Raw genomic sequence first — 19,455 nt, forward strand, 5'->3', positions numbered from 1 at the left:
CAATCCCGTCACTCAAAGTCTCGCCAATCGGACATTTTTGTCCGAACATAATTCCATGACTGCCCAACGTGCCGATGCTGCTGCCCGCCGTGCCCTCATCCTCGACGCCGCCGATCATGTGTTCGGCCAACACGGTGTCACCGCCCCGCTGGACCTGGTGGTCGAACGCGCCCAGGTGGGCCGCGCCACCCTGTACCGCAACTTTCCCGACCGCACCGCGCTGATCCAGGCACTGCTGCAGCGTACGGTCGACCGCATCCGGCGCCAGGTCGAACAGCTCGGCGACCGCGACGATGCCCTGTTCGAGGTGTTCGAGGGCATGGCCCAGCGCATCATCGATTCACCTGCCTTGGCCGACTACTGGCGCGCAGTGGATTCGGACGTGCCGGCCATGCGCACCGCGCGCGAGACCGTGCGCGATCTGCTGGAAGCACCGATCGCCCGTGCCAAGGCCGCCGGCCTGTGCCGTGCCGACCTGGAGAAGACGGACATTTCACTCATCTCGGGCATGCTGGGCGCGGCCCTGCGCGGCAAGACCCGCGACGAGCGCGCCCACCTGGCCGGGCGCGCCCTGCAGCTGCTGCGCGGGGGTCTCCAGGGAGCAACCAGCGAGGCCCGCTGATGGTCCAGCCGTATCTGAAGCCGGTTCCGGATTGGGAGGAGCACGAGAAGCCGACCATGCCCGGTTCGGCTTCGATGCCCTGGCACCCACCGTACCGTCGGTTGGCCTATGCACTGGTATCGCTGCTGGTGGCGATCACCGGCGGCCTCGGCAATGCGCTGGTCACCGCCAACCTGCCGTTCCTGCAGGGCCAACTGGCACTGACCCCGACCCAGGGCAGCTGGCTGGTGGCCGCCTATGCCATGGTGAATGTCACCGCCAACCTGCTGGCCTTCAAGTTCCGCCAGCAGTACGGCATCCGCCTGTTCGCCGAGATCGGGCTGGGCCTGTATGCGGCGCTGGCGGTACTGCACCTGTTCGTCGGCAGCTTCGAGACCACGATGCTGACCCGCGCCGCCAGCGGCTTCGCGGGTGCGGCCTGTTCGACACTGGGCACGCTGTACATGCTGCAGGCGCTGCCGCGTCGCTTCACCGGCAATCTGCTGGTCGTCGGTGTCGGCCTCTCGCAGCTGGCGGTGCCGATCGCCTGGATCGTGTCGCCGGGCCTGGTCGATACCGGCCAGTGGCACCAGCTCTACTCGTTTGAGGCCGGGCTGGCACTGTGCGCGTTCGCGGCGGTGGTGGTGCTGAAGCTGCCGCCCGGCATCCAGGTGAAGGCGTTCGAGCCGCTGGACTTCCTCACGTTCGCCCTGCTCGCACCGGCCGTCGCCCTGCTGGTGATCGTGCTGGCGCAGGGCTACACCCGCTGGTGGCTCAACACGCCATGGCTGGGCTGGGCTCTGGTCGCCTCGATCGCGCTGTCCACCACCGCCTTCATCATCGAGCACTACCGGCGCAATCCGCTGCTGCAGATCCGCTGGCTGTCGAAGCTGCCGGTACTGCACTTCATCGTCGGTGCGTTCCTGATCCGATTCCTCACCACCGAGCAGTCCTACGGCGTGATCAACCTGATGCGCACGCTGGGCATGGGGCCTGACCAGATGCGCCCGCTGTTCGTGGTGATCCTGGCGGGCGTGGTCACCGGCATCGCCGGTGCATCGCTGACCTTCGGCCCGAAGCGGCTGATCCCCCAGCTGCTGATGGCGATCCTGCTGCTGGGCGCCGCCGCGTTCTTCGACCAGCACCGCACCAGCCTGGACCGGCCACACGATTTCTACGCCAGCCAGTTCCTGGCCTCGGTCGGTGCCGGTATGTTCATGGGCCCGCTGATCATGCTCGGCATCTCTGCCGCGTTGAAACAGGGCGTGGATCACATGATCACCTTCCTGGTGACGCTGTCGATCACCCAGACGCTGGGTGGCTTGGCCGGCTCGGCGGTGCTGGGCACCTTCCAGCTGCATCGCGAGCAGTTGTACTCCAGCGCATTGACCAGCCAGCTCGACCCGGCCGACCCGGTGGTGGCACAACGCCTGCGCATCCAGCAGCAGGTGTACAGCGCACAGATCACCGACCCGGTGCTGCGCAGTGCGCAGGGCAGCGCGCAGCTGGCGCAGACCACTCGCCGCGAAGCCAACGTGCGTGGATTCAATGATGTGTTCACATTGAGCGGTTGGCTGGCCATCGGCTTCCTGTGCTGGTTGCTGCTGCTGTCGCTGCGCACCGCGGTGCTCAAGCAATGGCGCAAGCGCCACCCCACTTCCCCCGCTGCGGCCACGCCGGCCGCGCCCCGCTGAGTCCTCCGCCATGCCTCCCGTCCCGCCCCGACCCGACGACAACGTGACCCCTCCGCCGCCGACCGACGCGGCACCTGCGCCCACGCCCGTTGAGCCGGCGGTCGCGCCGAAGTACCTCAAGCCCAGCGCGCGCAGCGTAGTGGTGATGGTGGTGGTCGCCCTGCTGGGCATTGCGCTGATCCTGCGCGCCTGGCACCTGTGGCCATTCACCAGCAGCGTGATGGTGACCGACAACGCCTATGTACGCGGGCAGATCACGGTGATGGCGCCGCAGGTGAACGGCTACGTGACCGAAGTGCTGGTGAAGGACTTCCAGCACGTGAAGCAGGGCGAGCCGCTGCTGCGCATCGATGACCGCATCTACGCGCAGCGCGTCGCCCAAGCGCAGGCGACGCTGGACAGCGCACGCGCGGCGTTGGCCAACTCGGACCAGTCGCAGGCGCAGAACCGTGCGCAGATCGCCTCCGCACACGCCACGTTGTCGGCCGGCCAGGCGGAGCTGCAACGCTCACGCAACGAGCTGAAGCGCTACGAGGAGCTGGCCGCGCAGCAACTGGTGTCAGTCAACGACCGCGACAAGTTCCGCACCACCCAGGCGTCGGCACAGGCCAGCGTCCAGCAGTCACAGGCGCAGATCCGCATTGCCGAGGAAACCCTGGTATCGACCCAGGTGGCGCGCAAGAGCCTGGAAGCGCAGGTGGAGAGCGCGCAGGCGCAGCTGGAACTGGCCCGCATCGATCTGGCCAACACGGTGATCCACGCACCGCGCGACGGCCAGATCAGCGAGGCCAGCGTGCGCGTGGGCCAGTACGTCGCTGCCGGTTCGCAGCTGCTGTTCCTGGTACCTGACACGTTGTGGGTGGTGGCCAACTACAAGGAAGGCCAGACCTGGGGCATGGCGATCGGCCAGCCGGCCACGTTCTCGGTGGACGCGTTCCAGGGGCAGGTGCTGCGGGGCCGCGTGCAGGAGATCGCGCCGGCTACCGGCTCGGAATTCAGCGTGCTGCGCCCGGACAATGCCAGCGGCAACTTCACCAAGGTGGTGCAGCGGCTGCCGGTACGGATTTCGATCAACGAGGGCCAGAAGCTGGCGGCACAACTGCGGCCCGGCATGTCGGTGATCGTGCGGGTGGATACCGCAAGCAAGCCGATGGACTAGCGTTTGTCATGAAACGGGGGTCAGATCCCTTTTGCCAAGGCAAAAGGGATCTGACCCCAGGACCCATTGCTCAGCCCGCGCAGCGCGCGCAGAGGCCGTGCACTTCCAGAGTCTGCGCCTGCGGCTGGAAACCCAGCTCCTTGGCGCGCTTCTCCAGCTGGGTGACGATTTCGCGGTCTTCCAGCTCCACCGCGCTGTGGCAGCTGTTGCAGATCAGGAACGGCACCGAATGCGCGGCGCTGCTGGGATGGTGGCAGGCCACGAAGGCATTGACCGACTCCAGCTTGTGCACGAAGCCATTGGCCATCAGGAAATCCAGCGCGCGGTACACAGTGGGCGGGGCATCAGCGCCCACGCCCTTGCCGTTGCGCACCCATTCCAGCAGCTCGTAGGCCTTGACCGGCTTGCCGGCCTCGGCGATCAGCTTCAGCACATTGGCGCGGATCGGGGTCAGGCGCAGCCCGCGTTCGCGCGAGACGCGCTCGACCACCGCCACAAAATCCGATGCATCGTGGACGTGGTGGTGCGGGGCCGTACAGGCAGTGGCGGTCTTGGCGGGCATGCGTGTTCTCCGGTTCGGGCCTGGCAAGGATGCCTCAGGCCGTTGCTACCTTGGTGATGGCCACATCAATGCGTTTCAAGGCCTGCTCGCGGCCGGCCAGGTACACGGTATGGGAAATGTCAGGGCTGACCTGGGTGCCGGTGATGGCCACGCGCAGCGGCTGGGCGACCTTGCCCATGCCGATCTCCAGCGCGGCGGCGACGTTGTGCAGGGCCACGCCCACAGACTCGGCGGTCCATTCCGGCAGGGCTGCCAGCAGCTCGCGGGCCTTGCCCAGCGCCACCTCGGCACCGGCCTTGAAGTGCTTGGCCACCGCCGCTTCGTCGTACTCGGTCAGCGGCTGGTACCAGATCACGGCCTTTTCGGCCATTTCCTTCAGGGTCTGCACGCGCTCACGCAGGGCGATCACCACGTCCTCCGGGGCCGGGCCGGCGGCCACGTCCAGGCCCAGCTTCTGCAGCTGGTAGACCAGGTGCGGCACGATGGCGGCCACGTCCTCGGCCTTCAGGAAGTGCTGGTTGACCCAGCCCAGCTTGGCCATGTCCAGGCGCGAGGCTTTGGAATTGCAATCCTTCACGTCGAACAGGTCGATCAGTTCCTGGCGGCTGAACAGCTCCTGGTCACCGTGCGACCAGCCCAGGCGGGCCAGGTAGCTCAGCAGCGCATCGGGCAGGTAGCCGGCGTCCTTGTACTGCATCACGTCGGCCGCGCCGGTGCGCTTGGACAGCTTGGCCCCCTGCTCGTCCAGGATCATCGGCATGTGGCCGAACTTGGGCACCGGCGCACCGATGCCTTCGTACAGGTTGATCTGGCGCGGGGTGTTGTTGATGTGGTCGTCGCCGCGGATGACCTCGGTGATGCCCATGTCCCAGTCGTCCACCACCACTGCGAAGTTGTAGGTGGGGTAGCCGTCCGGGCGGAAGATGACCATGTCATCCAGCTCGCTGTTGGCGATCTCGATGCGGCCCTTGATCAGGTCGTCGAACACCACCGTACCTTCCAGCGGGTTCTTGAAGCGGATGACGCGGTTCGGGTCGTCCCTGTACGGCAGGCCCAGTTCGCGTGCAGCGCCGTTGTAACGCGGCTTTTCCTGCCTGGCCATGGCGGCCTCGCGCATCGCATCCAGCTCTTCGCGGGTCTCGTAGGCGTAGTACGCCTTGCCGTTGGCCACCAGCTGCTCGGCCACTTCCAGATAGCGGGCGACGCGGTCGGTCTGGTAGATCGGGCCCTCGTCGTAGTCCAGGCCCAGCCACTCCATCGCCTCCAGGATGGCGTCGATCGCGCCCTGGGTGCTGCGTTCACGATCGGTGTCCTCGATGCGCAGCACGAACTCGCCGCCACGGTGGCGGGCCTCCAGCCAGCAGTACAGCGCAGTGCGGGCACCACCGATGTGCAGGTAGCCGGTGGGACTGGGGGCGAAGCGGGTGCGGCAGGTCATGGACGGCTCGAGGAACGGGAATCCCCCGATTTTACCACCAGCCCCGGAAAGGCAAGGAGGGGCGGACGCATCCCGCCCCTCCCGCCAGGTTTTTCAGGGCTGCGGTTCAGCCTTGCGCGGGAACGACTGCTCGCGCATCGCCGCGTTGTAGGCGAACGAGGCGACGATGGCCGCGGCCTGCTTCAGGTCTTCCGGTTCGGCGTGGTCCCAGGTATCCAGGTGGCTGTGGTGGACGTTGGTGAAGTAGTCCAGCCGGTCCTGGATGAACTGGAAGCCCGGAAGGCCGATGCGGTCGAAGCTGATGTGGTCGGTACTGCCGGTGTTGCGGGTGGCCACGGTGGTGGCGCCCACGTCATGGAACGGCGCCAGCCAGGCTTCGAAGATCGGCATCGCCGCCAGGTTTTCCTGCGCGTAGATGCCCCGGAAGCGGCCCGAGCCGTTGTCCATGTTGAAGTAGACCTGGAACTTGCTGTAGTCGCGGGTCTTCTGCAATGCACCGGTCGGCTCGCGCAGCGAGGCCGGCAGCGCCTTCTGGGCCGGGTCGGTGGGTTCCGGGAAACGACCGAAGTGCTTGGCCACATAGGCCTGCGAGCCGATCAGGCCCTGCTCCTCACCGCTCCACAACGCCACGCGGATGGTGCGCTTCGGCTTGGCGCCGGTGGCCTTGAGGATGCGCATCGCCTCCATCATCACCGCCACGCCGGCCGCGTTGTCAGCCGCGCCGGTGCCGCTGTGCCAGGAATCCAGGTGAGCGCCGATCATCACCACTTCGTCGGGCCTGCTGCTGCCGCGGATCTCGGCCAGCGTGTTGTAGCCGGGCTGGTCAGCCTCGTCGGTGAAGCGCGCGGCTACATCCACGCGCAGGCGTACCGGCTGCTTGGCATCCAGCGCGCGCACCAGCGGATTGAAGTGCTCGGCGATCATCGCCAGTTCCGGGATGCCCACCGATTCGCCGGCCTTGCGCGAACCGCCGCCGGCGACGCGGATGATGCCGTTGTCCCAGCTGCTGATGCTGATCGCGGCCAGCGCGCCCTCTTCGACGAAGAAGGCGTTGACCTTGGCGGCCAGCTCCTGGCGTTCCTTGTATTCCTTCACCCGCTTGGCCCGCTCGGCGGCGACGTCCTTGGGCAGGGTGAATTCCTGCAGGCCCTCCAGCGAGGTGGCGTCATGCCGGTGCGAGTCCGGCTCGGTGCCGCGCTTGTACTCGCGCGCCTCGCCCAGCAGCAGGATCTTGCCGCGCAGCTTGCCGCGATACTTTTCGATGTCCTCGGGCTTCTTGATCTCCACGTGCACCAGCTCGCCCTCAACCGGTCCCTTGGTGCCTGGCGTCCAGGCCTTGGGCAGCGCATGCAGCGGCTGCACGCGGTCACCCAGCATTTCCACGCTGGCCGAGGTGAACTCCCAGCCACGGCCGAAGTCATCGAAGGCTTCGTCGTGCACGTTGTCCAGCTTCCATTCGCTGAACTTGCCGCGGGTCCACGCGTTGGCGCGGCCCATCGCCGGCGAATTGGTCAGGCGCGGGCCGATGCGTTCGGTGAGGTAGCTGAAGGTATCCATCACCTGCGAACGGTGGAAGGCCTCCTGGCGGATGCGGCTGACCATGTCCAGGTCCACCGACTCGCGCTGCTGCGCCATTGCATTGCCACCCATCGCCAGCGCTACGGCCAGCACGCCCCACTTCAACACATCGCACCCCTGCCCTTCGGCTCGATCATCAACCCATCGAGTCTAGCCAGCAGGGGCGCGCCGATACCGTCCCATCGGTCATGGGCAGGAGCGTGCGAACCAAGGTTCGCACCCACAGGTGACCGGTCAGCTCGCACCCACCAGAGGGCTGGGTTCCCGCCAGTAGATCCACGCCATGCGTGGATGAACAACCCGATCACCCACTCCACCCCAACCACAACTGCGCCCGCTCCGGCAGCAACAACAACCAATGCCGCCGATCGATGCTGCTGCAGCCATACACCGACGCGTGTGCCGGCCAGTCATCCGGCAGGCCGCCGATGCCGATCTCGGCCAGCGCCTCCGCCCCGGCCTTCCATGGCCGGTAGCGCGGCACCCGGCCGGCCACCGCGCCGCGTCCCTGCCGCGCGTCCTGCAGCCAGCGCAGTCCCTGCCCCTGCAATCCCTCGCAGGTCACCGCAGCCAGCTGGAAGCGGACCAGGCCGGGGGCGATCCGTGCCCCCGGCAGGGCCGCCAGCACGCCATGTGCCTGCAGCAGTGCATCCACTTCCAGCAGGGCCGGAATGCCCTGCCGTGCCCGTTGCCGCAATCCCTGGCGCCAGCCCATGACGTACTCCTTACTTCAGTTCCGCGCCAAGCGCGTACCAGTCGACCCGGCGCGTCACCCACATCGCCAGCGCCAGGATCACGAACAGCAGCAGCGAACCCATCAGCAGCGCGTTGTTCTCCGACACCAGCAGGCCATACAGCGCGCCGTACAGCACGGTCAGCAGCGCAGCGAAGCCGAGACCGCGCTTCCAATGGCCCAGCACGTTGGCCAGGTACACCGCCTGCAGGCCGATACAGGCCACCGCCGATACCAGGTAGGCCTTCCAGAACGCGATGTGCTCGGACAGGCTGATCAGCAACAGGAAGAAGATCGCCAACGCCAGGCCCACCATCAGGTACTGCAGCGGGTGGATGCGCAGCGACTTGATCAGTTCGAACAGGATGAAGCCGACGAAGGTGAGCAGCACGAACAGCACGCCGTACTTCGAGGCGCGATCGGCCTGGGTGTAAGCATCGACTGGATCGACCAGCGATACCGTCACCGCCTGCGAATCGACCGAACCGTCATTGCGCAGCTGTCGCTGTGCGTCGGAGGCCAGCGAGGACACGGCCCAGCGCGCATCGAAACCCTGTGCATCAACGCGTCGCTCATTGGGCAGGAACGCCCCGCTGAACGACGGGTGCGGCCAGCTCGAACGCAGCGCGATATGCGTATCGTCGCCTACCGGCACCACCGACAGCATGCGGCTGCCGTCCAGGCGCAGCTCCAGTTCAACGGTGCTGGCAGCCAGCGTGCCGCCCTGATCCGCAGCGAAACCGGCCACCGGTGCATGCAGGCCTCGCCCTACTTCGCTGGCCGCGCCCACGCCGGGCAGCAGCCGCAGCTGCTTGCCATCCACGCGCAGATTCGGCGTACCGACCAGGCCACGCACATCGGAAATGCCCACGGCTACATACGGCTGGCCGTAACTGCGGCCGGCCTTCACCGGATAGTCGTCTTCGGCGAACGTCGCCTTCATCTGGCCGTTCCAGCTGTAGACTGGCACCTTGAACAGCCCGACCTCACGCTGGCTCGGCAGCATCTCACCGCCCACCTCCAGCGACGCCGGCATCTGCAACCAGTGCCCCTCGGTGACCTGCACCTCGGTCTTCTTGACGCCCAGCGGATCGACCAGTTCAACCTGCTTGCGCTCCACCCACGGCACCACCCGCACCGGCCCGACCAGCTGCTGCGCACCGGCGCGGCTGTCGGCCACCCGCGAGAAGGCCTCATCGCGGTACGCACTGCGTTCGTTGATGACCCCGCGGATCATCGTCAGCGGGATCAGCAGCAGCAGGATCAGCCCGCCGACAATGGCGAACCGCAGCAGCATCTTCAGGGATTTCATGGTCCATCCTCGTTGGAGAGGACTGCAGGATGGACCGCTGCAGTGAGCAGGGTTTGTGGCGAATTTGAAGCGAGTGTGAAGTCAGCGGCGCGGGCGCTGGCCCGGTGTACCCAGCGGCAACCACAGGCTGGCTACGGTACCGCCGCCGTCGCGTGCATCGACACTGGCGCGCCCATCGTGCAGGCGCGCGACTTCCCGCACGAACGGCAGGCCCAGGCCGGAACTGCGCCGCCCGCTGCCGGGGCGCGCCAGCGAATAGAAACGTTCGAACACCCGCTCACGCGCGTAGTCGGGAATGCCGGCGCCACGGTCGGCCACCTGCAGGCGCACGCCCTGCCCGTCCACCTCGGCCTGCAGCGCGATCTCCGCGCCAGCCGGCGAGAAGGCAATCGCGTTGTCGATCAGGTTGTGCAGTGCCTGTCGCAGCAGGTAGCCGTCGCCCTGCACCTGCAGGTCGGGCACGCTGCCGATGCGGACCTGCACGCCTGCCGCCTGTGCGCGCACCTGCGCGGCAGCGGCCGCATCGGCCAGCAATGCCGGCAGCGCGATCCGGTCGCGGGTCTGCAGCCAGCCGTGCTGTTCCACTTCAGCCAGTGCCAGCAGCTTGTCGATGGTCTCGGTCAGCCGCTCCTGCTGGTCGACAATGCTGCGCGCGAAATGCACGCGATCGGCTTCGGGCAGCGGCTCCTGCAGCAGCTCGGCGGCACCGCGGATGGCCGCCAGCGGGCTCTTCATCTCATGCGTCAGCGACTGCACGTACTGCTCGACGTAGGCCTTGCCTTCCAGCTTGCGGCGCATTGTTTCCAGCGCCTGGCCGAGATCGCCGATCTCGTCGCGGCGGCGGCGCGGCGGCGGCACCGGTTCGCCGGCGCTGACCGCACGCGCATAGCGGCTGAGCTGGCCCAGGCCGGTGGTCAGCCACATCGTCACCAGCACACCGACCAGCGCCGACAAGCCGATCAGCCAGGCCCCGCGCTCGATGATGGCGCGCTGGCTGGCGGCGATGAACGGATCGATGCTGCGGTTGGGCTGCGCCAGGCTGAGCACGCCGATGAGGGTGCGCCCATCGGCCGGGTCATATACGGGCGCCGCCACATGCATCACCGTGTCGCCCTCTTCGCCGGCAATCTCGGGACTGGAACGCGCGCCGTACTCACCTCGCAGGGTGCGATAGACATCATTCCAGCGCGAGTTGTCGCGCCCCAGGTCGCGGCCCAGCGAGTCGTAGATGACGATGCCCTTGGCATCGGTGATGGTCACCCGGTAATCCAGCGAGCGCTTCGGGAAGCGCCAGACCATCGCCTTCAGGTCGCGCTGGCGTGCCTTGGCGAGGTTGCGGGTGAAACTGCCGCTGCGGATGGTGCCGGCCTTGACGTCGGCGGCGGCCATTTCGGCCAGCACGTTGGCCGCATCGACCAGGGTCGATTCCATCGCCTGGCGCACACCGGGCTTCACTTCGTTGACGAACACGCGCATCACGAAGAACGCCGCGATGCCGGTGATCAGGAAGAAGCCCAGGAACAGCTTCAGTACCAGGCGCATCGGCTAGACTTCCAGCGCGTAGCCAAGGCCACGGTGGGTACGGATCGGGTCGTCGCTGGCACCGGCCGCGCGCAGCTTGGCGCGCAGCGTCTTTACATGCGTATCAACGGTGCGGTCGGCGCTGTCGGCGCTGCTGTCCCAGCCACGGTCCATCAGCTGGGCACGGCTGAGGATGGCGCCCGGGCGCTGCAGCAGTGCTTCCAGCAGCGCGTACTCGTAGCGGGTCAGGTCCAGTGCCTGGCCACGGAAGCGGATGCGCCGGCCTTCGCGGTCGATGGCAAAGGCGCCATGTTCCTGCCAGCCCGCATCGGCGCCGGGTGCTGCCACGACCGGTGCCGCGCGGCGCAGGCGCGCACGCACCCGTGCCACCAGCTCGCGCGGCGAGAACGGCTTGGTCATGTAGTCGTCGGCGCCCAGCTCCAGGCCGAGCACCCGGTCCACTTCGTCGTTGCGGGCGGTCAGGAAGATCACCGGCAGCTGCGCCGACGGCCCGGGCTGCGCGCGCAGTCGCCTGCAGACCTCGAAGCCGCCCAGGTCGGGCAGGCCCACGTCCAGCACCACCACGTCGATATCCCCGGCCTGCAGCCGTTGCAGGGCCTCGCCGCCCAGCAGGCAGTGGCTGGCGGCATAGCCCTCGCTGCGCAGCGCATAGAGCACGGTTTCGGCGATGGCGGCTTCGTCCTCGACCACCAGGACATGGGCAACAGGAGCTGTCATGGCGCGCAGCATAGCCGCTGCGGCCGCCGCCCCGTACACTGCCGCCCATGAACTATCGCCACGCCTTCCATGCCGGCAACCATGCCGACGTGCTCAAACACATCGTGCAGCTGGCCCTGATCGACAGCTTCAAGCGCAAGGACAGCCCGTTCTTCGTGCTCGACACCCACGGCGGTGCCGGCCGCTACCTGCTGGCCAGCGAAGAGAGCCGCAAGACCCTGGAGGCCGAATCCGGGATCATGCGGCTGATGGCCCAGCCCAAGCTGCCGGAGGTGGTCGAGCGCTACCTGAAGGCGGTACAGGCCGACAATCCGGTCGGCGCGCTGACCAATTATCCGGGTTCGCCGCTGCTGAGCGCACAGGCGATGCGTGCGCAGGACCGCATGGCGGTCTGTGAGCTGCAGGAAGCCGAAACGGCCACGTTGAAGGCCCTGTTCGCCCATGACAGCCGCGTCGATGTGCGCTCTGGCGACGGCTATGCGCTGCTGCGCTCGCTGCTGCCGCCGAAGTTCAACGGCAGCAAGATCGGCCGTGGCCTGGTCCTGATCGACCCGCCCTACGAAGCCCAGGATGCCGAGTACCAAGCGGTGCTGGCCGCCCTGGCCGAAACCCTGGCGCGCTGGCCGCAGGCCACCTGCGCGGTCTGGTTCCCGATCAAGCAGCGCCGCACCATCCTGCATTTCCTGCGCAAGGCCACCGCCCTGCCGGTGAAATCGGCGATGACGATCGAGTTCCTGGTGCGCCCGGACGACTCGCCGCTGCGCCTCAACGGCAGTGGCATGCTGCTGCTCAACCCGCCCTGGCAGTTCGACCGGGTGGTCGGCCCGGCCCTGCCGGCGCTGCGCCAGCACCTGGGCGAACCGGGGGCCAGCACCCGCCTGGATTGGCTCAAAGCACCCGAATAACGGCCTTCACGAGGCTGTACCGCCGTGAGCCTTTCGTTCACGGAATGCAGCCCCGGTGATGCCACAATCGATGGACCACCAAGGAATCACCCGGTATGGCCACTCGCAACCGCATGCCGCCCTGGCATGAGATCTTCAAGGCTCCCAGCGGCCACGAGCTGCTGATCCGCCCCATCCGCCCGGAAGATGGCGCACCGCTGCAAGCGGCATTCAGCCTGTTCGGGCCGGAAGAAATCCGTGATCGTTTCCTGCAGGCGGTGACCGAGCTGTCGCCGGAAACCACCCAGCGTCTGACCCACCCCAACCCCAAGACCGAGATCACCCTGGTCGCAGCCGAGTCCCTGCCCGCGGGCGAAGCGGTGGTCGGCGCGGTCGCCCGGGCCTCGATCATCCCCGGCACCCGTGAAGCCGAGTACGCGATCCTGATCAGCCGCTTCCTGATCGGCCAAGGCCTGGGACGGCAGCTGATGCGCAAGCTGGTGAAGTGGGGCCGTGGCAAGTACCTGGACCGCCTGTACGGCGACGTTGCCGCCGAGAACGAACCGATGAAGCAGCTGGCCGCGTCGCTGGGCTTCAAGCCGGTGCCGCACCCGACCGGAGCCGAAGGCCTGGTCCGGATGGTGCTGGAGCTGGACAACTGACGGATACGCCGGGCCCTGCCCGGCCACGTCTCCCGGTAGTGCCGGCCGCTGGCCGGCATTGCGTTCCCCCAACGGCACATGAGGCTGTCGGCAACCGGCGAGCCCGACCCACCGGGCCTGGATCAGGCTTCTGCTAAAATCCGGGGTCCATGTCGCGTACCTCATACTCCGCCCCGCCGCTGCCGCGCGCCGGCCAGCTCCGCGCCTGGTGGCGCGCCCCCGCCTCGCCGACCGCCCTGGCCTGGTACCTGGCCCAGGCCGCGCGCGCGCACGACGCGCCGCTGCTGGTGATCGCCCGTGACAACCACGGTGCCAACCAGCTCGAAGCCGACCTGCAGACCCTGCTCGGCGGCGACCCGGCCCTGCCGGTGGTCGCCTTCCCGGACTGGGAAACCCTGCCCTACGACCGCTTCAGCCCGCATCCGGACATCATCTCGCAGCGTTTGTCCGCCCTGCATCGCCTGCCCACGCTGAAGCGCGGCCTGGTGATCGTGCCGGTGCAGACCCTGCTGCAGCAGCTGGCCCCGCGCAGCTATGTGATCGGTGGCAGCTTCGACCTGAAGGTCGGCCAGCGCCTGGATCTGGAGGCCGAGAAGCGCCGCCTGGAAAGTGCCGGCTATCGCAACGTGCCGCAGGTGATGGACCCCGGCGACTTCGCCGTGCGCGGCGGCCTGCTCGACGTGTTCCCGATGGGTTCCGACGAGCCACTGCGGGTGGAACTGCTGGACGAGGACATCGATTCGATCCGTGCGTTCGATCCGGAAAGCCAGCGTTCGCTGGACAAGGTCGAGTCCGTGCACATGCTGCCTGGCCGCGAAGTGCCGATGGACGAGGCCAGCATCGCCCGCGTACTGGCCGCGCTGCGCGAGCGTTTCGATGTGGATACCCGGCGCAGTTCGCTGTACCAGGATCTGAAGTCCGGGCTGGCCCCGGCCGGCGTCGAGTACTACCTGCCACTGTTCTTCGAACGCACCGCCACCCTGTTCGACTACCTGCCCGACGGCAGCCTGCCGGTGGTCTGCGCCGGTGCGTATGAAGCGTCCGTCGCGTTCTGGGCGCAGACCGGTGAGCGCTACGAACAACGCCGCCACGACGTCGAACGGCCGCTGCTGCCGCCGTCGGCGCTGTACCTGTCGCCGGAGCTGCTGCGCGAGCGCCTGAACGATGCCCCGCGCATCGAGGTGTGGTCGGCTGACCACGCGCGCATCGCCGATGCCCATGCGCTGGGTGACCAGCCGCTGCCGCCGCTGCCGGTGGCCGCACGCGAGGCCCCCGCAGGCGACGCGCTGAAATCCTTCCTCGGCCACTATCCAGGCCGGGTACTGATTGCCGCCGATTCGCCCGGGCGTCGTGAAGCCCTGCTGGAAGTGCTGCAGGCTGCCGAGCTGAGACCGCCGGTGGTGGCCGACCTGCCCAGCTTCCTCGCCGACGACGCGCGCTTCGCGATCGCGGTGGCGCCGCTGGAAGATGGCTTCGCGCTGGACGACCCGCGCATCGCGGTGCTGACCGAGCGCCAGCTGTTCCCCGAGCGCGCCGGCAGCACCCGCCGCACGCGCCGTGCCGGCCGCGAGCCGGAAGCGATCATCCGCGACCTCGGCGAACTGACCGAGGGCGCACCGATCGTGCATGAGGACCATGGCGTCGGCCGCTACCGGGGCCTGATCGCGATGGACGTCGGCGGCATGCCCGGCGAATTCCTCGAAATCGAATATGCCAAGGGTGACCGCCTGTACGTGCCGGTCGCCCAGCTGCACCTGATCAGCCGCTACTCGGGCGCCTCGGCGGAAACCGCGCCGCTGCATTCGCTGGGTGGCGAGCAGTGGAGCAAGGCCAAGCGCAAGGCCGCCGAGAAGGTGCGCGACGTCGCTGCCGAGCTGCTGGAGATCCAGGCCCGCCGCCAGGCGCGTGCGGGTTTGGCACTGCAGGTGGACCGCGCGATGTACGAACCGTTCGCGGCCGGCTTCCCGTTCGAGGAAACCCCGGACCAGTTGGCCGCGATCGATGCCACCCTGCGCGACCTGGCCAGCAGCCAGCCGATGGACCGCGTGGTCTGCGGCGACGTCGGCTTCGGCAAGACCGAGGTCGCCGTGCGCGCGGCGTTCGCCGCCGCCAGTGCCGGCAAGCAGGTGGCCGTACTGGTGCCGACCACGCTGCTGGCCGAGCAGCACTACCGCAACTTCCGCGACCGTTTCGCCGATTACCCGCTGAAGGTCGAAGTGCTGTCGCGCTTCAAGAGCACCAAGGAGATCAAGGCCGAGCTGGAAAAGGTCGCCGCCGGCACCATCGACGTGATCGTCGGTACCCATCGCCTGCTGCAGCCGGACGTGAAGTTCAAGGACCTGGGCATGGTCATCGTCGACGAGGAACAGCGTTTTGGCGTACGCCAGAAGGAAGCGCTGAAGGCGCTGCGCGCCAACGTGCACCTGCTGACCCTGACCGCCACGCCGATTCCGCGCACGCTCAACATGGCCATGGCCGGCCTGCGCGACCTGTCGATCATCGCCACGCCGCCGCCGAACCGGCTGGCGGTGCAGACCTTCATCACCCAGTGGGACAACGCGCTGCTGCGTGAGGCCTTCCAGCGCGAGCTCGCGCGCGGTGGCCAGCTGTACTTCCTGCACAACGACGTGGAAAGCATCGGCCGCATGCAGCGCGAGCTGTCCGAGCTGGTGCCGGAGGCGCGCATCGGCATCGCCCATGGGCAGATGCCGGAGCGCGAGCTGGAAAAGGTGATGCTGGATTTCCAGAAGCAGCGCTTCAACGTGCTGCTGTCGACCACGATCATCGAATCGGGCATCGACATTCCCAACGCCAACACCATCATCATCAACCGTGCCGACCGCTTCGGCCTGGCCCAGCTGCACCAGCTGCGCGGCCGCGTCGGTCGTTCGCACCATCGCGCCTATGCGTACCTGGTGGCGCCGGACCGCCGATCGATCACCCCGGATGCGGAGAAGCGCCTGGAAGCGATCGCGTCGATGGACGAACTGGGCGCCGGCTTCACCCTGGCCACGCACGATCTGGAGATCCGTGGTGCCGGTGAACTGCTCGGCGAGGACCAGAGCGGACAGATGGCCGAGGTCGGCTTCAGCCTGTACACCGAACTGCTGGAGCGCGCGGTGCGCAGCATCAAGCAGGGCAAGCTGCCCGACCTGGATGCCGGCGAGGAAGTGCGCGGCGCCGAAGTCGAGCTGCATGTGCCGGCGCTGATTCCGGAAGACTACCTGCCGGACGTGCACACCCGCCTGACCCTGTACAAGCGCATTTCCAGCGCGCGCGAAAGTGATGCGCTGCGCGAACTGCAGGTGGAGATGATCGACCGCTTCGGCCTGCTGCCGGATGCGGCCAAGCACCTGTTCGCCATCGCCGAGCTGAAGCTGAAAGCCAACACGCTGGGCATCCGCAAGCTGGACCTGGGCGAGAACGGTGGCCGCATCGTGTTCGAGTCCAAGCCGAACATCGATCCGATGGCGGTGATCCAGCTGATCCAGAAACAACCGAACCTCTACGCCATGGAAGGGCCCGACAAGCTGCGCATCAAGCACCCGCTGCCGTTGCCGGAAGACCGCTTCAATGCGGCCCGTGCCCTTCTGACCACCCTCGCCCCGGGTTGATCGCCCCCCCGAACACCCCGCACCGGTCCCCACCCGGTGCGGGCGGATGACCATGTTCCCTGACGCCGTACCCGCCCCCGACCTGCTGCACGCGCAGGCCTGCCTGATCGATGCCCTCTCGATGTCGCTGCAGATGCGCGACGCCTACACCCGCCACCACTGCGACCGCGTTGGCCTGCTCGCGCAGCGCCTGGCCACGCACTGCGATCTCGACGACGATGCCTGTGCGCAGATCGGCCTGGCCGCGCGCTTCCACGACGTCGGCAAGATCGGCATTCCCGACGATGTGCTCCTGGCACCGCGCCGGCATACAGATGAGGAGCGCGCGATCATGCGCGAGCATCCGGTACGCGGCGAACACATCTTCCTGGCCACCGGCCGCAGCGACGCCATGCCTGTGGCGCGGCTGATCCGCGCCCATCACGAGGCGTTTGATGGCAGCGGCTATCCCGACGGCCTGCGCGGTGAATCCATCCCGCTGGGCGCGCGCATCGTCACCATCGCCGATGCCTACGATGCGATGACCAGCGCGCGCCCGTATCGCGATGCGATGGAGCACGAAACCGCATTGCGGATCATCGATTCGCAGTCTGGAGGGCTGGTGGATCCCTACGTGCTGCAGCGCTTCCATCGCATGCTGGCGCGGGAGCCCGAGCTGGCCTGAGATGCCCACCAGGCATGGCCCGGCACTACCGGCCGCGCAAAACAAAAGGCCCGGCATTCGCCGGGCCTTTCGCATCATGCATCACGGATGATCGATTACCAGATCACCACGCGCTTGTCGTCGGCACGCACCATCGCATCACCGGCCTTGCACTGGAATGCAGCGGCATAGGACGGCATGTTCGACGGCGCACCGTTGGCACGGAAGTTGGCCGGCGCATGCGGGTCGGTGTTCAGGCGGACGCGCAGCTCACCATCGGTGAAGTTGCGGCGCCACACGGTAGCCCAGTTCATGAAGAAGCGCTGGTCCTGGCTGTGGCCATCAACCTCGACATTCGCCTTCGGATCTTCCTTCAGCGCCATCTGCAGCGCGTCGTAGGCCACGGTCAGGCCGCCCAGGTCGCCGATGTTTTCGCCCAGGGTCAGCTTGCCCTTCACGAACACGCCCGGCACCGATTCATAGCCGTCGAACTGCGCGACCAGCTGGTCGGTACGCTCGGTGAAGGCCTTGCGGTCGGCTTCGGTCCACCAGTTGTCGAAATTGCCGTTGGCGGCGAACTGGCTGCCCGAGTCATCGTAGCCGTGCATCATTTCGTGGCCGATGACCGCACCGATGCCGCCGTAGTTCAGCGCCGGATCGGCCTTGGCGTCGAAGAACGGCGCCTGCAGGATCGCCGCCGGGAACACGATCTCGTTCTTGGTGGCGTTGTAGTACGCGTTGACGGTCTGCGGGGTCATGCCCCACTCGGTCTTGTCCACCGGCTTGCCGATCTTGTCCAGCATGTAGCGGTAGTTGAACGCACGCGCCGCCTGCATGTTGCCCAGGTAGCTGTCGCCGTTGGTCTGCAGGCCCGCCCAGTCACGCCACTTGTCCGGGTAGCCGATCTTCGGGGTGAAGCTGGCCCACTTCTCCAGTGCCTTCTTCCTGGTTTCTTCGCCCATCCACGGCAGCTGTTCCAGGCGCGCCTTCAGTGCCTGCGACAGGTTTTCCACCAGATGCTGCATGGCGACCTTCGACTCGGCCGGGAACACGGCGTCGACGTACAGCTGGCCCAGCGCTTCACCCATGCCGCCGTTGACCGACTCCAGCACGCGCTTCCAGCGCGGCTGCATTTCCTTCTGGCCACGCAGGGTGGTGCCGTAGAAATCGAAGTTGGCCTTCTCGAACTGGCTGCTCAGGTACGGCGAGGCATCGTCGATGGTGTGGAAGCGCAGGTAGGCCTGCCAGGTGCTGGCCGGCACATCGGCGAGCATCTTGTCCATTTCACCGAAGAAGGCCGGCTGCGCCAGCGAGAACTTCTGTGCGGCCGGCACCTTCAGGGTCTCGAACAGCGCGGTCCAGCTGAAGTTCGGGGTCAGCTTGTCGGCATCTGCGGCGCTGAGCGGGTTGTAGCGCTTGGCCGGGTCACGCATTTCGATGCGCGACATCGAGGCCTTGGCCAGGCGGGTTTCGAAGGCCATCACGGCCTTGGCCTGCTCGGCGGCCTGCGCCGCGTCCACACCGGACAGGGTCAGCACCTGTGCGATGTAGGCCACGTAGGCGTCGCGGATCTTGGCCTGCGCGTCGTCGAAGTAGTAGCCCTTCTCCGGCAGGCCCAGGCCGCCCTGGCCGACGTAGGCGATGACGTTGGCCGAATCCTTGTAGTCGGCATTGGCGAACAGCGAGAACAGCACGCCCTTGCCCTCGGCCTGGCTGTCGCGCAGGTACTGGGTGATGGCAGCGGTGTCGTTCAGTGCAGTGATCTTGTCCAGCTGCGGCTGCAGCGGCGCCAGGCCGGCGGCTTCGATCTTGGCTTCGTCGTTGCCGGTCTGCCAGATATCACCGATCTTGGCTTCCACCGAACCGGCCTTGGCCTGGCTGGCGGCGGCCTGCTGGACCAGCGCGTGCTGCACTTCCAGCGAGCGCTCGCGCAGGATCTCGAAGCTACCCCAGGTGGTCTGATCGCCCGGCACCGGGTTGGCCTTCAGCCACTTGCTGTTGACGAAGCCATTGAGGTCGGTACAGGCCGAGATCGACGGGTCCAGATCGGCGCTGTTGAGCGAGATCAGCGGCGTCTTGATCTGCGACTGGTCGAAGGCCGGCTTGGCGTCGGCACTGGCCGCCGGTGCGGTTTCATTCTTGCCACAGGCCGCCAGCGAGGCAGCAATGGCGATGGTCAGGCCCAGCGGGACCAGGTTGCGGACGTTCATGTGGCTCTCCTGCGGGTAATTTCACAGGGTAGCCGGGTACGCCCACGACAGGGACCGGCCAAAGGTCACAGGGGCGAGCTTCCTGTAGAGTCGAGCCGTGCTCGAC

15 protein-coding genes are annotated in these 19,455 nt (G+C 67.3%); 7 read left to right on the top strand and 8 right to left on the bottom strand.

What is annotated here, in order from left to right:
• The first annotated feature begins 55 nt into the window (after nt 1-55).
• From RI032_RS02720 to RI032_RS02730, 3 genes are read left to right on the top strand one after another with little or no spacing between them, the layout of a single operon-like run.
• The gene (locus RI032_RS02720; protein WP_010483118.1) at nt 56-622 is read left to right on the top strand and encodes a TetR/AcrR family transcriptional regulator; all 567 of its coding nucleotides are present in this window, start codon (nt 56-58) and stop codon (nt 620-622) included.
• Nucleotides 622-2,295, top strand: a complete 1,674-nt coding sequence (locus RI032_RS02725) for an MFS transporter (protein ID WP_260364267.1) — start codon at nt 622-624, stop codon at nt 2,293-2,295. Before RI032_RS02720 ends, RI032_RS02725 begins: the two co-directional genes overlap by 1 nt.
• Before the next feature lie 10 nt (nt 2,296-2,305).
• Nucleotides 2,306-3,454, top strand: a complete 1,149-nt coding sequence (locus RI032_RS02730) for an HlyD family secretion protein (RefSeq protein WP_019659169.1) — start codon at nt 2,306-2,308, stop codon at nt 3,452-3,454.
• A 70-nt stretch (nt 3,455-3,524) separates the two neighbouring features.
• Here the strand turns inward: RI032_RS02730 and RI032_RS02735 are convergent, their stop codons facing one another.
• From RI032_RS02735 to creB, 7 genes are all read right to left on the bottom strand, one after another.
• Entirely contained in the window at nt 3,525-4,016 is a 492-nt protein-coding gene (locus RI032_RS02735; RefSeq protein ID WP_004150412.1) for a Fur family transcriptional regulator, read from the bottom strand.
• A gap of 34 nt (nt 4,017-4,050) precedes the next feature.
• Entirely contained in the window at nt 4,051-5,454 is a 1,404-nt protein-coding gene (gltX, locus tag RI032_RS02740) for a glutamate--tRNA ligase (RefSeq protein WP_322547811.1), read from the bottom strand.
• Nucleotides 5,455-5,547: 93 nt separating this feature from the next.
• On the bottom strand, nt 5,548-7,140 hold the full coding sequence (locus RI032_RS02745) for a M28 family metallopeptidase (RefSeq protein WP_111189515.1): 1,593 nt from the start codon (nt 7,138-7,140) through the stop codon (nt 5,548-5,550).
• A 196-nt stretch (nt 7,141-7,336) separates the two neighbouring features.
• Nucleotides 7,337-7,747, bottom strand: coding sequence for a hypothetical protein (locus RI032_RS02750; RefSeq protein ID WP_049482784.1), 411 nt, complete (start codon nt 7,745-7,747; stop codon nt 7,337-7,339).
• A gap of 10 nt (nt 7,748-7,757) precedes the next feature.
• On the bottom strand, nt 7,758-9,077 hold the full coding sequence (creD, locus tag RI032_RS02755; protein WP_043396579.1) for a cell envelope integrity protein CreD: 1,320 nt from the start codon (nt 9,075-9,077) through the stop codon (nt 7,758-7,760).
• A gap of 81 nt (nt 9,078-9,158) precedes the next feature.
• Nucleotides 9,159-10,619 carry a two-component system sensor histidine kinase CreC gene (creC, locus tag RI032_RS02760; protein WP_019338443.1) on the bottom strand — a complete coding sequence of 487 codons (1,461 nt, stop codon included), beginning with the start codon at nt 10,617-10,619 and terminating at the stop codon, nt 9,159-9,161.
• Between the two features lie 3 nt (nt 10,620-10,622).
• Nucleotides 10,623-11,348, bottom strand: coding sequence for a two-component system response regulator CreB (creB, locus tag RI032_RS02765; RefSeq protein WP_134959383.1), 726 nt, complete (start codon nt 11,346-11,348; stop codon nt 10,623-10,625).
• A 35-nt stretch (nt 11,349-11,383) separates the two neighbouring features.
• Between creB and RI032_RS02770 the strand changes: the two genes are divergently transcribed.
• The 4 genes from RI032_RS02770 (at nt 11,384) to RI032_RS02785 (ending at nt 17,160) form a co-directional block, all read left to right on the top strand.
• Nucleotides 11,384-12,241 (top strand): 23S rRNA (adenine(2030)-N(6))-methyltransferase RlmJ, encoded by an 858-nt coding sequence (locus RI032_RS02770; protein ID WP_019338445.1) that lies wholly within the window; start codon nt 11,384-11,386, stop codon nt 12,239-12,241.
• Between the two features lie 95 nt (nt 12,242-12,336).
• Nucleotides 12,337-12,882 (top strand): GNAT family N-acetyltransferase, encoded by a 546-nt coding sequence (locus RI032_RS02775; RefSeq protein ID WP_004150340.1) that lies wholly within the window; start codon nt 12,337-12,339, stop codon nt 12,880-12,882.
• 149 nt (nt 12,883-13,031) lie between these two features.
• Nucleotides 13,032-16,496, top strand: a complete 3,465-nt coding sequence (mfd, locus tag RI032_RS02780; protein WP_322547812.1) for a transcription-repair coupling factor — start codon at nt 13,032-13,034, stop codon at nt 16,494-16,496.
• 46 nt (nt 16,497-16,542) lie between these two features.
• The gene (locus RI032_RS02785; protein WP_134959363.1) at nt 16,543-17,160 is read left to right on the top strand and encodes an HD-GYP domain-containing protein; all 618 of its coding nucleotides are present in this window, start codon (nt 16,543-16,545) and stop codon (nt 17,158-17,160) included.
• Between the two features lie 95 nt (nt 17,161-17,255).
• Here RI032_RS02785 and RI032_RS02790 read toward each other — a convergent pair whose 3' ends face one another.
• Nucleotides 17,256-19,349 (bottom strand): M13 family metallopeptidase, encoded by a 2,094-nt coding sequence (locus tag RI032_RS02790; RefSeq protein ID WP_322547813.1) that lies wholly within the window; start codon nt 19,347-19,349, stop codon nt 17,256-17,258.
• Between the last annotated feature and the right edge of the window lie 106 nt (nt 19,350-19,455).

The sequence above is a fragment of the Stenotrophomonas geniculata genome (genome assembly GCF_034508895.1).
Taxonomy (GTDB): Bacteria; Pseudomonadota; Gammaproteobacteria; order Xanthomonadales; family Xanthomonadaceae; genus Stenotrophomonas; species Stenotrophomonas geniculata.

Coding starts and splice junctions, on each gene's coding strand:
- RI032_RS02750 (WP_049482784.1), bottom strand. CDS start 7,747: ATGGGCTGGCGCCAGGGATTGCGGCAACGGGCACGGCAGGGCATTCCG.
- RI032_RS02735 (WP_004150412.1), bottom strand. CDS start 4,016: ATGCCCGCCAAGACCGCCACTGCCTGTACGGCCCCGCACCACCACGTC.
- creD (WP_043396579.1), bottom strand. CDS start 9,077: ATGAAATCCCTGAAGATGCTGCTGCGGTTCGCCATTGTCGGCGGGCTG.
- RI032_RS02720 (WP_010483118.1), top strand. CDS start 56: ATGACTGCCCAACGTGCCGATGCTGCTGCCCGCCGTGCCCTCATCCTC.
- RI032_RS02770 (WP_019338445.1), top strand. CDS start 11,384: ATGAACTATCGCCACGCCTTCCATGCCGGCAACCATGCCGACGTGCTC.
- gltX (WP_322547811.1), bottom strand. CDS start 5,454: ATGACCTGCCGCACCCGCTTCGCCCCCAGTCCCACCGGCTACCTGCAC.
- RI032_RS02775 (WP_004150340.1), top strand. CDS start 12,337: ATGGCCACTCGCAACCGCATGCCGCCCTGGCATGAGATCTTCAAGGCT.
- creB (WP_134959383.1), bottom strand. CDS start 11,348: ATGCTGCGCGCCATGACAGCTCCTGTTGCCCATGTCCTGGTGGTCGAG.
- mfd (WP_322547812.1), top strand. CDS start 13,032: ATGTCGCGTACCTCATACTCCGCCCCGCCGCTGCCGCGCGCCGGCCAG.
- RI032_RS02725 (WP_260364267.1), top strand. CDS start 622: ATGGTCCAGCCGTATCTGAAGCCGGTTCCGGATTGGGAGGAGCACGAG.
- RI032_RS02790 (WP_322547813.1), bottom strand. CDS start 19,349: ATGAACGTCCGCAACCTGGTCCCGCTGGGCCTGACCATCGCCATTGCT.
- creC (WP_019338443.1), bottom strand. CDS start 10,619: ATGCGCCTGGTACTGAAGCTGTTCCTGGGCTTCTTCCTGATCACCGGC.
- RI032_RS02785 (WP_134959363.1), top strand. CDS start 16,543: ATGACCATGTTCCCTGACGCCGTACCCGCCCCCGACCTGCTGCACGCG.
- RI032_RS02730 (WP_019659169.1), top strand. CDS start 2,306: ATGCCTCCCGTCCCGCCCCGACCCGACGACAACGTGACCCCTCCGCCG.